Below are 11520 nucleotides of genomic sequence, written 5' to 3'. Positions count from 1 at the left end.
TTCCATACCGAATCGGTCTGATTTTAACTTTCTTAAAGATGTCTGGAAGTGATAAATTAATATCGTTTCCATACCGAATCGGTCTGATTTTAACTCTTTTGCTAATTGTGTTGCAACTTTTGGCATTTTAATTTTGTTTCCATACCGAATCGGTCTGATTTTAACAGGGCAATTATTTCAGACATAATTTAATTATCTCTCATAATATTTAAGCTTTTCTACAACATATTTGTCGAAGGGTAGGTTTCATCTTTTATTTATAAACCTTTGAAGTTTTTAATCTAAGGTTTATTTTCATCTTAACCATATATAAATTTTATGGATTTTTAAAAACTTTCTAATTATTAGGGAAATTTAAAAATAAGAATGTTTATTTTTAATTTCTTAGAAAAAAAGATAATTTAATAAATTTAAATACTTAAAATCTTCAAAATAAACTGACCTTAGAAATTTGATAAAAATTCTTAAAATTGAAAAATAATCCCTTAAAAAGCTTTAAATTAAAAATAAAAAACTTTCCACGAGATAAATGTAATTTAAATATTTAAATATAAAATGACATCTTAAATATCTTTATACATTAACTGCCTCAATATTTGCCCCAATGGACCTCCAATTCTTAGCATTTTACCTTTTCTCAACTTATCTATAGCATTTTTTGTAGTTTCATAGTATCTTAAAACCTCTCTAACCTCATTTTCTGTTGTTCCAGAACCTCTTGCAATTCTTCTAATTCTTGAGGCTTTAATAATTTTTGGATTTTCTCTCTCTTCCTTAGTCATTGAGCTTATAATTACTTTATATTTCTTTATTTTTGCTTCAGTTAAATGGGAAAGCTCTTTAGGCATCGCCCCTCCAAATCCAGGAATCATACTCAGGATTTTTTTCATTGAACCCATGTTTTCAATGGCTTCTAATTGAGTCATCAATTCATTTAAGGTAAATTTCCCTCTCATTATTGCATCTATGCTCTCTTCTGTTTTTTCATCAACCATATCTTCAGCTTTTTCTAATAAGCTATCTAAATCTCCCATTCCCAATAATCGAGATATAAACTTTTTAGGGTCAAATGGTTCTAAATCATCTATCCCTTCTCCAATACCAATAAACTTTATAGGTGCTTTTGTTTCAGCAACTGCACTTAAAGCCCCTCCCCCTTTAGCAGAACCATCCAACTTTGTAACTATTATACTCCCAATCTCTCCAACTGCCTCTTTAAACGCTTTAGCTTGAATTCCAGCTTGTTGTCCTATAGTCCCATCTATAACTAAAATAATTTCGTCAGGATTTGTTATCTCTTTAATTTGTTTCATTTCCTCTAATAAACCTTTTTCCTCTTTATGTCTTCCAGCAGTATCTATAATCAAAACATCCGCCTTCTTAAATTTCTCCATTCCTTCTTTAACAATCTCTATTGGAGATTTTGTTCTTGTCTCATCACCATATAACGGCACATGGATTCTTTCAGCTAACTGTTTTAACTGCTCATAAGCAGCAGGTCTATAAGTATCTGCTGCAATTAAAGCAGGTTTTAGTCCTCTTTTTTGGATATATCTTGCTAATTTTGCTGCAGTAGTAGTTTTTCCACTCCCCTGAATCCCTACCAACAAAATAACATTTTGTTTTTTTGGGCTTAACTCTAATTTTTTTGCTTCCTCTCCTAACAACTTAACTAATTCTTCATAAACAATTTTTATAATATGTTCTTTCTTAGATAATCCCTTTGGTGTTTCTTCTTCTAAAGCTCTTCTCTCTATCTCTTTACTCATCTTCAAAACTAATTTTACATTAACATCCGCCTGTATTAAAGCCCTTTGAATGTCTTTTATAACTTCTTTTATTAATTTTTTATCAACAAATGCAGCAGCTTTTAATTTATTTAAAGCTTTGTTTAAGTTTTCTCCTAATTTATCGAGCATAGTATCACCAGATTAAACTCTACAGCACTTAATAAAAATTATTGTATTGACTCAATTAAAAATTTTATTGTTTTTGAAAATTTCAGAATTTTGCCTTAAAATCCCCATCTTTTAAATAAGTTATTTTCTATCCCTAAAATATCTAAAACTCTTCCTACAACAAAATTAATTATATCATCAATACTCTTTGGTTTGTGGTAAAAAGCTGGAATTGGTGGCATTATTATTGCTCCTAAATTTGATAATTTAAGCATATTCTCTAAATGTATGCTATTTAATGGCATTTCTCTTGGCATAATTATTAATTTTCTTCTCTCCTTTAAAGCAATATCGCAAACTCTAACTATTAAATTTGCTGAGTATCCATTAGCTATAGATGAGAGCGTTTTCATTGAGCAAGGCACAACTATAACAGCATCAAATTTATTTGAGCCAGATGCTATTGGGGAAAAGAAGTTATCATTTTCATAATAGTTTGATGCTAATTTTTTTAATTCTTTCCAATCAATGTTAAGTTCCTCTTTAATTATTTTTTTAGCTGAATTTGAGATAATTAGATTAACTTCAGCTTTATCTTTTAAAACCTCTAATAATCTTTTTGCATAGATAACTCCACTAGCCCCAGTTATACAAACGATAATCTTCATAAATTCACCATAGCACTTGTTTAAATAGTAGATTAAAGCCATAACTATTTAAAAATAGTTAATTTATAAATCTAAATATATGAATGTAAATGTCTAAATAAAAATGGTGCCGAGGGAGGGATTCGAACCCTCGACCTCCCGGTTTCCCAGGACCCAGGCATTACGCCTGGGAAGTCCGTATGAGCCGGGCGCTATAACCAGCTAAGCCACCTCGGCACGCAATACCTTAATAATCAAAAACACCTATATATACTTTTCGGCGTAAGTTTTATATAGGGAGGTTTATAAATAACATTTGCCTGTAAGGGCGGGGGTCGCCAAGCCAGGTCAAAGGCGCCAGATTGAGGGTCTGGTCCCGTAGGGGTTCGCGGGTTCAAATCCCGTCCCCCGCACCATTTCTTGAGCTATTTTTTGCTTTATAAATAAATTTAATTGCACTAACTACAAAAATTTTGAATAATTAAACATTCCTCTAATAAGATTATTCACATTATTTTAATTAATGTAAATATTTAAATATTGTGTGGGACTATGGCATATTTAGATTTATCACAATATAGGATGATAACAGATGTTAAAAACAAAGATAACACTTTAATCCTTGAAATAAATAAAATTTATGAAGTTGAAGTGGAAATTCCCTATGAAGAAGTTGAAATTGATGGTTCAATAATAAAAATTAATGCTCATCCAAAAAGGGCTGAAAATATAAAGGTTGGGATTTTAAACTTAATCTCTTACAGCATAGCCAACAATTTAAAGAGTAAAATAACAAAAAGGAAAACTATCTACATAAATGAGCCGATTCCTTTGATTGGGCATACTGCCTTTGGTTTAATTGAGAGAGGTAGAAACATTATACAAGTTAGAGGGCATTGTGGTTGTAATTTAAATTGTATTTTTTGCTCTGTAGATGAAGGAGAGTTTTCTAAAACAAGAAAAAATGATTACTATGTAGATTTGGAGTATTTAATTGAGAATTACAAGAAGATTGTTGATTTTAAAGAAAATAAATTCTTAGAGGCACATTTAGATGGACAGGGAGAGCCAGCTCTCTATTATCCATTAGTTGACTTGGTTCAAGAATTAGCTGAGATAAATAAAAAAGGTAAAGGCATTGTCTCTATGCAAAGTAATGGGACAGTTTTAGATTATAAACTAATAGATGAGTTGGAAGAGGCTGGATTACATAGAATAAACTTATCCATCAATGCCTTAGATGAAAGAATGGCTAAAATGCTCTCTGGAAGAAGAGATTACAACATTGAGAAGATTTTAGATATTGCTGAATATATAAAAAACTCTAAGATTCATCTGCTTATAGCTCCTCTTTTATTACCAAACATAAATGATGAGGAATTTAAGAAAGTTATTGATTATGCTATTGATTTAGATTTAAGGGTTGAGCAAAACATTATAAACCCTCTAACAGGAAAAAAAGACCCTATTTTAGGATGTCAATTATGTAGAGTTTATCAATTAGGTAGAAGATCTAAAAAAATGAAGGTTTGGGATTTTGAGAAGTTTTATGATTTGTTAAGGAAATATGAGTTGGAATATAAGAAGAAAGGTATAGAGGTTAAGCTCATAACTTCACCAAAGGATTTTGGAACGCATAAGAGGAAAAGATTACCTTATCCATTCAAAGTTGGAGAAATAACAAAAGTAAAAGTAGTTTTAGATGGTAGAGTTAAAGGAGAAGTTTTGGGAGTTGCTAAGGATAGGGTTATTCAGATAATCAACTGCAATAATGAACAAAATCTAATAGGGAAGACAGTTAAAGTGAGAATTTTAAGGAATAAAGACAATATAATGGTGGCAGAATTGGTTTAAAAGTGGTGATAGCTTGAATTTAGTTGATTTATACGTAAAGAAATTTATGGATTTGATTGAGATTGAAAGAAGATGTGAGATGGATTTTCATAAAAATGAGATTATTAAATTGGGAAAGAAGAGGGAGAATGTTGGAAGGGCAATTTTAAATTTAAAAGGGAAATTTTTAGGAGAGAGTTTAGGTTGCACCATTGTAAGATTTGGGAGAAAGAAGCCGTTTAAAACAGAAATTTCACCAGGAGACGTTGTTTTAATTAGTAAAGAAAACCCATTGCAGAGTGATTTATATGCCAACGTCATTTATGTGGGAAAAAACTTTATAGACGTGGCTTTTGATGTAGATGTCCCAAAATGGGTTTATAAAGAAAGAGTAAGAGTTGATTTATACGTTAATGACATAACATTTAAAAGAATGAAAGAAGCTTTAAGAGAATTTGCAAGAAAGAGGGATAAATTAGCTTATATAATATTGGGCATTGAACATCCAGAAAAACCTTTGAGAGAAGATATTGAATTAGAATTTTATGATAAGAGCTTAAATGAATCTCAAAAAATGGCTGTTAAAAAAGCAGTTTTAAGTAGGGATTTGTATTTAATTCACGGACCCCCAGGAACTGGAAAGACAAGAACTATAACAGAAGTTATTGTTCAAGAAGTTAGATTTAACAAACATAAGGTTTTAGCAACTGCTGATTCAAATATAGCGGCAGATAACATCTTAGAATATCTAATTAAAAAATATCCTGATTTAAAAGTTGTTAGAGTAGGGCATCCAACAAGGATTTCAAAGGACTTAATACAGCATTCTCTTCCATATTTAATTGAGAATCATGAGAAATATCAGGAAATTTTATCTCTAAAAGAAAAAATTAAAGAGATTAAAGAGCAGAGAGATAAATTTTTAAAGCCATCACCAAGATGGAGAAGAGGAATGAGCGATGAACAGATTTTAAAAGTAGCTAAAAAAAGAAGAGATTATAGAGGAATTCCAAAAGAAAAAATCATTAGTATGGCAGAGTGGATTATAAGAAATAAAAAGATTAAAAAAATCATTAATAATTTAGATGAAATAACCGAAAAAATCATGAATGAGATTTTAAGTGAGGCAGATGTCATTGTAGCAACAAATTCAATGGCAGGTTCTGAAATCTTAAAAGGATGGGAGTTTGATGTGGTTGTTATTGATGAGGGAAGCCAGGCTATGGAACCATCTTGCTTAATCCCAATTGTTAAAGGAAAAAAGCTAATTATGGCTGGAGACCACAAGCAATTACCCCCAACAGTGTTGAGTGAGAATGAAGAGTTAAAGAAAACATTATTTGAGAGATTAATTAAAAAATATCCAGAATTTTCTTCAATATTGGAGATTCAGTATAGGATGAATGAAAAAATTATGGAATTCCCAAATAGAATGTTCTATGACAATAAATTGAAGGCAGATGAGAGCGTTAAAAACATAACCTTATTAGATTTAGTTAAAGAGGAAGAGATTGATGAAGTTGATAGAGATATTATAAATGAAATTCCAGTTCAGTTTATACATATTGATGGGGTTGAGAGGAAGGATAAAGAATCCCCATCTTATTATAATATAGAGGAGGCAGAGAAGGTTTTGGAGATAGTTAAAAAACTTGTAAAATATAAGATACCAACAAATGTTATAACTCCTTACGATGCTCAAGTTAGATATTTGAGGAGATTGTTTGAAGAGCACAATATAGATGTGGAAGTTAATACAGTAGATGGATTCCAAGGTAGAGAAAATGAGGCTATAGTTATCTCATTCGTTAGAACAAAAAACTTTGGATTTTTAAAAGATTTGAGAAGATTGAATGTTGCAATAACAAGAGCTAAGAGGAAGTTAGTTTTAATAGGTAATGAGAATTTGTTAAAGCAGGATAAAGTATATGATGAAATGATAAAGTGGGCAAAGTCAGTTGAAGAGAGTTATAAATGCCTTAAATAGTTTAAAAATTATAAAATGAGTTTCTATGTTATTATTTGTGTTTTTTAGCATAATTTCCCAGAGTTTTTCCAATAACTACAAGGAAATAAAATTGTATGAATTTTCTAATAAATATTAAGATTAAGCTTTCTAACGACAAATCTGAAAATATAAAATAACGTTGTAGTGCAAAACTAAGGTTAAAATCAGTTATAGTTATGTATGCATAAATCACATACATAAGATTTGAGATTAGAAAATAAATAAAGATGACAAATAAAACTTTAAAATATTCTAAACATAGGAATTTTTTAACAGTGCCTAAATTTAAAATATTTTTAATCCCATTTGATATGAAATTTAAAATTAACAGAAGAGCTATTGGAATTACCAAAATTAAAGCCAATGAGTAAATAGAAGGACAAAAAATAACATACATAATGGACATTAATGCTATGGTGATATTGTAACAACTCATCGGATAATAAAAAATCCATAGTATATATAATATATCCCCCAGGGCGTCAAATATTGAATAACTTTTAAGAAAATAAAACATAAAAATTGCTAATAATACAAATAACAAGATTGCATTAATCTTAAATCCCATTAAAATTATTGACTTCAAATTCTTCCAACTTGGAAGAGAGTTGTTATTATTCAATATATTTTTTATAACCAATCCAACATAACCATATATTAAAATAGAGAAAGGTATAGATGTTAAAAATAATATAATTGATTGAAATAAACTGTCAGGATATTCAGTAGAAAATATCAACATGCTTATAATTTGCATTATTAAGCATAAAAACAGCACAACAGCTCCAATAAACATGCTTTTAATATCTTTAAGTGGATATAATATTGGCTCTTTTATATAGTCCTTTATGAAAATTTTAATATTATTGAAGCTTATGTTATCACCAAAATATAACCATTTAATATAAAGGATTTAAATAAATAAAAAATTAATACATTCTAAATGTTATCTCTACATGGATAGATTCATATTTAACACATTTAGCAAATCCTAACATTTCCAATTGAACCCTTCCAGCCATAATTTCCTTTTCTTCAAATCCATTTATTAGTTGTGGGACTAAGGAGACATTAATAACTCTTCCTAAAATCCCTTCAGTACCTATTCTTAAATCTTCTCTAAGTGTTGATGTTATAAAAACCAAATCTCCTTCTTTTAGATTTTTAACGGTTTCTAAATTTAATGCATTGATTATAGTGAAAGTTTTAACATGATTTTCAATAAAATCATTTATTGCATTTTCACTAATCCCAAATAATCCATATACTTTCATAATACCACCAAAATATCCATTCGAAAGTTTTAGCAGTATCAAACCATATAAACTTAAGAGGCATTGCCGAGCGTAAGCGAGGCAATGCATCCCGGGTATACCAATAGGGCGGAGCCCTATGGGGTTAAATATACATTGGATATTCCTTTCTACTCTTTGACATCATCTTTAAATGCTGTTCTGCCAATTCTTTAAGTTTGTTTTCAATAGCTTCAGCTTCTTTAATTAGTCCTTCGACACTTATATTTAGGTCGAACATTTTATTCAGAACCTCTAATAGGTTGGCTCCCCCTCTTGGGTCTGGTCTAACCCCAACAGTTTCAGCTAACAAGCCAATGGCATCAAACCCATTATCTTGACATTTTATCAGTAAATTTCCACTTATTCCCCCTACAACCCCAAAATCAAATATTTCAACATAATTTTTTAGGTTCTCTATTAATTCTTCTCTATTGGCTATTCCAAATACTTTTTCTGATTTTCCTGCTACTATTCCCCCAAGGGAAACAAATAACTTAGGATTTTTGTCTGAAAAGGTTTTGACTATAAACTCAGCCAATCCATTAATCTTAAGTGGAGGAATTATCACATCTGAAAATAAAATAATCAAATTTTCGTTTGCATACGCCCTAACTGGGGGATATGGGATTCCTTTCTCAATAGTTGTTAGTGGGGCAATCCCATCTATCTCAAAGTATCCAAAATATTTTAAGTTGAGTTCCTTTATTATTTGATAGGCAGCAATACTACCAACTAACCCAGTCCCAGGAAATGCTTCAACAATTATTGGTTGCTCAAACTCTATTTTTGCTTTTTCAACAAACTTCATACTATCCACCAAATTTAGCTAAATATAAAATTTCATAAAATTATATTTTAATTTAATTACATTTATAGTTTTCATTTTGTATTACTTATGAGAGTTTATGGGGGAGATTATGAAAATTCTAATAATAACTGGAAAATTGGCTGAAAAGAAAGTTAAAAAAGCTGTGGAAAAATACAGTTTTGTGGATGTGCATGTGGCAGATATTTCAGTAGCAGCTTTTTTAACACCAAATCTAATAATTAAAGAAATTAAAAAATTAGAAAACAAATTTGGAAAAAAATTAAAGGATATTTACGATTTTGTTTTAGTGACTGGATTGATAAGGCATGATTTAAAGAAGGTTGAAGAAGAAACTGGAATAAAATGCTTTAAATCTACGAGAGAAGCTTCTGATATTCCAATACTAATTGAAAATTTAGATAAAATAAAGTTATCCACTAAAGAATATGCCGATTTACAGTTATTAGAAATTATTAAAAAGAGATGCGAGGAGGAGATTAAAAAAGCGGAGGAGCAAGAATTAGGGGAAGGAGATATAGAGATAGGCAAGTTAAAGGTTGGGGATAAATTTCCAATGAGAGTTTTGGGAGAGATAGTCCATGCCCCATGGCTAAAAGAGAAAGAGTTGGAGGAGAAAATAATATATTACTTAGAAAGTGGGGCAGATATGATTGATTTGGGAATGGTTAGCAATGAAAATAATGCAGATAAAATTAAAGATATGTTAAAAATAGCGAGGGATTTAACTGACAACCCAATTAGCGTAGATACTTTAAACACAAAAGAATTAATTGAGGCAGTAAATTTAGGGGCAGATATGATTTTGAGTGTTGATGCTGGGAATTTAGATGAGCTAATTCCTTATTTGAAAGATTCAGAAACAGCAGTTGTTGTATTGCCAACAAATTATAAAACAAACTACATTCCAGAAACAATTGAAGGAAAGATTAAATCCTTAGAGGAGAATATAAAGAGATTATTGGACGCTGGAATTGAAAAGATAGTTGCTGACCCAATATTAGAGCCAATAAACAATGCTGGATGTAGTTTTATAGAGAGCGTTATTGCATGTAGAGAATTTAAAAAAAGATATAAATTGCCACTATTTTTTGGCGTTGGAAATGTTACAGAGCTTTTTGATGCTGATAGTAATGGAGTCAATGCCTTATTGGCAGCAATTGGGGCTGAGATTAATGCCAACATATTATTTACTCCAGAAGCAAGTGCTAAATGCAAATTTTCAATAAAAGAGTTAAAGATTGCCTCAAAGATGATGTTTTTGGCTAAAAAAAGAAATTCTTTGCCAAAAGATGTTGGCTACAATTTGATAAATTATAAGGATAAAAGATTTGAAGAGGAAATTACTTTCAATAGTTATAACGTCCCAATAATTAAAGCTGAAGAAGATGAGAGGCAAATATTGGATGAAGGAAGTTTTAAGATAGAGATTGATAGGAAAAATAAAGAAATTGTGGCAATATACTTTAATAAAAGAAGAGAACCAGTTTTAATTATTAGAGGAAAGAAACCAAAAGAAATTTATGAAACCGCGATAAGGTTAAATTTGATAAAGAAATTAGACCATGCAGCTTATTTTGGTAGAGAATTAGCTAAGGCAGAGATAGCTCTAAAAATAGGAAAAAAATACAATCAGGACTTTGATTTGTTCTACAATGAATTTTGGTGGGAATAATGAGAAAAACTAAAATTTTGGTAACTTTAGGCCCGTCCTTAGAAAAGAGATTAAGTGAGGCAATAAATTTAATAGATGGAGTTAGATTTAATATGTCTCATGCTACAACAGATTATTGTGAAAAATTTTTGGATATATTGGAAAAAAATAACATTGCCAAAGTTATGGATTTGAAGGGGATAAAGATTAGGATTAAAGAAGTTAGATTAAAAGATAAGCTATTGAAAGTGGGGGAGAGAGTTGTTATTGGAGAAGATATAAAGCTCAACTACTCCATAGACACAATTGAAGAAGGACATTTTATTTTAATCAACGATGGAAAAATTAAGCTAAAGGTTATAGAAAAAAATGATAAAATTATCGCAGTTGTAGAAGTTGGTGGAGAGATTAAAGAGGGAATGGGAGTTAATCTTCCAGATACAAGGATAGAACTGCCAATAATTGATGAAACTGACTTAAAAAATATAAAATTCGCTGTAGAAAAGGACTTTGAATATATTGCCCTATCATTTGTTAGGGATAAAAATGATGTTAAGGAATTGAAGGATATTATATCTGAATACAAGGGAGATTGTGAGGTAATATCAAAAATAGAAACTAAGGAGGGATTAAAAAATATAAAAGGAATTGCTAAGGAAAGTGATGGAGTGATGGTAGCGAGAGGGGATTTGGGTGTAGAGGTTCCAATAGAAAATATACCAATTGAACAAAAGAATATATTGAGAATAGCTAATAGATATGGAATTTTATCAATAACAGCTACACAAATATTGGATTCTATGATAAATAATCCATTTCCAACGAGAGCTGAGGTTACAGACATAGCTAATGCCATATACGATGGAACTGACTGTTTAATGCTTTCTAACGAAACAACTGTTGGGAAATATCCAATAGAGGCAATAAAAGTGTTAAATAAGGTTGCTGAAGTGGCAGATAAATATTATGAGGAATTTGGTGATATGGTTTGTTTAGAGGTTGAGAGTATTGATGAGGGTTTAGTTTATGCTGTTTATGAACTATACAAGAAACTATATACTAAATTAATTATAACTCCAACGTATTCTGGAAGAACTGCTAAGTTAATATCTAAATTAAGAATAAATAGTAGAATAATAGCTCCAACGCCAAATATAAAAACTTTAAAAAGGTTGAGATTAGTTTGGGGAGTTGAAAGCTGTTTAATGAAAGAATTTGATGATATGGAGAGTATAATCAACGCCTGTAGAGAAATAGCTAAGAAAGAAATTGGAAAGGGGATTTACTTAGTCACATTAGGTCATCCAATAGGTCAAAAGAAAACCAACACTATAAAAGTTGAGAGTATCTAAAAATATA

General features: G+C 30.3%; 8 protein-coding genes, 2 tRNA genes and 1 CRISPR repeat array (1 of these 11 running past the window's edge). Of the genes, 5 read left to right on the top strand and 5 right to left on the bottom strand.

Annotated features, from left to right (window positions below; translation table 11 throughout):
* A CRISPR array of direct repeats spans positions 1-165; the repeat unit is 30 nt; unit sequence GTTTCCATACCGAATCGGTCTGATTTTAAC (it extends 275 nt beyond the left edge of the window).
* Between the two features lie 398 nt (positions 166-563).
* The 3 genes from JH146_RS03955 to JH146_RS03945 all read right to left on the bottom strand — a co-directional run bounded on the left by JH146_RS03955 (position 564) and on the right by JH146_RS03945 (position 2782).
* Entirely contained in the window at positions 564-1919 is a 1356-nt protein-coding gene (locus JH146_RS03955; protein WP_048201786.1) for a signal recognition particle protein Srp54, read from the bottom strand.
* Between the two features lie 95 nt (positions 1920-2014).
* Positions 2015-2566, bottom strand: coding sequence for a UbiX family flavin prenyltransferase (locus JH146_RS03950; RefSeq protein ID WP_048201785.1), 552 nt, complete (start codon positions 2564-2566; stop codon positions 2015-2017).
* A gap of 104 nt (positions 2567-2670) precedes the next feature.
* Positions 2671-2782 (bottom strand) — tRNA-Met (locus JH146_RS03945).
* Between the two features lie 91 nt (positions 2783-2873).
* Here JH146_RS03945 and JH146_RS03940 point away from each other — a divergent pair.
* The 3 genes from JH146_RS03940 to JH146_RS03930 all read left to right on the top strand — a co-directional run bounded on the left by JH146_RS03940 (position 2874) and on the right by JH146_RS03930 (position 6365).
* A tRNA-Leu gene (locus tag JH146_RS03940) sits at positions 2874-2961 on the top strand.
* 136 nt (positions 2962-3097) lie between these two features.
* Entirely contained in the window at positions 3098-4399 is a 1302-nt protein-coding gene (locus JH146_RS03935) for a radical SAM protein (RefSeq protein ID WP_048201784.1), read from the top strand.
* A 13-nt stretch (positions 4400-4412) separates the two neighbouring features.
* Entirely contained in the window at positions 4413-6365 is a 1953-nt protein-coding gene (locus JH146_RS03930) for an IGHMBP2 family helicase (protein ID WP_048201783.1), read from the top strand.
* A gap of 950 nt (positions 6366-7315) precedes the next feature.
* Here the strand turns inward: JH146_RS03930 and JH146_RS03920 are convergent.
* Together JH146_RS03920 and JH146_RS03915 are read right to left on the bottom strand one after the other, a co-directional pair.
* Entirely contained in the window at positions 7316-7660 is a 345-nt protein-coding gene (locus JH146_RS03920) for a DUF473 domain-containing protein (protein WP_048201781.1), read from the bottom strand.
* Positions 7661-7784: 124 nt separating this feature from the next.
* Positions 7785-8489 (bottom strand): proteasome assembly chaperone family protein, encoded by a 705-nt coding sequence (locus tag JH146_RS03915; RefSeq protein ID WP_048201780.1) that lies wholly within the window; start codon positions 8487-8489, stop codon positions 7785-7787.
* 109 nt (positions 8490-8598) lie between these two features.
* On the opposite strand from JH146_RS03915, the gene JH146_RS03910 reads away from it, so the two are divergent.
* Together JH146_RS03910 and pyk are read left to right on the top strand one after the other, a co-directional pair.
* Entirely contained in the window at positions 8599-10182 is a 1584-nt protein-coding gene (locus JH146_RS03910; RefSeq protein WP_048201779.1) for a dihydropteroate synthase-like protein, read from the top strand.
* Positions 10182-11513 carry a pyruvate kinase gene (gene pyk / locus JH146_RS03905; protein WP_048201778.1) on the top strand — a complete coding sequence of 444 codons (1332 nt, stop codon included), beginning with the start codon at positions 10182-10184 and terminating at the stop codon, positions 11511-11513. Before JH146_RS03910 ends, pyk begins: the two co-directional genes overlap by 1 nt.
* Positions 11514-11520: the final 7 nt, after the last annotated feature.

Origin of the sequence: Methanocaldococcus bathoardescens (assembly GCF_000739065.1) — an archaeon.
Lineage (GTDB): Archaea > AGJL01 > Methanococci > Methanococcales > Methanocaldococcaceae > Methanocaldococcus > Methanocaldococcus bathoardescens.
This window is presented reverse-complemented; position numbering and strand designations above follow the sequence as displayed.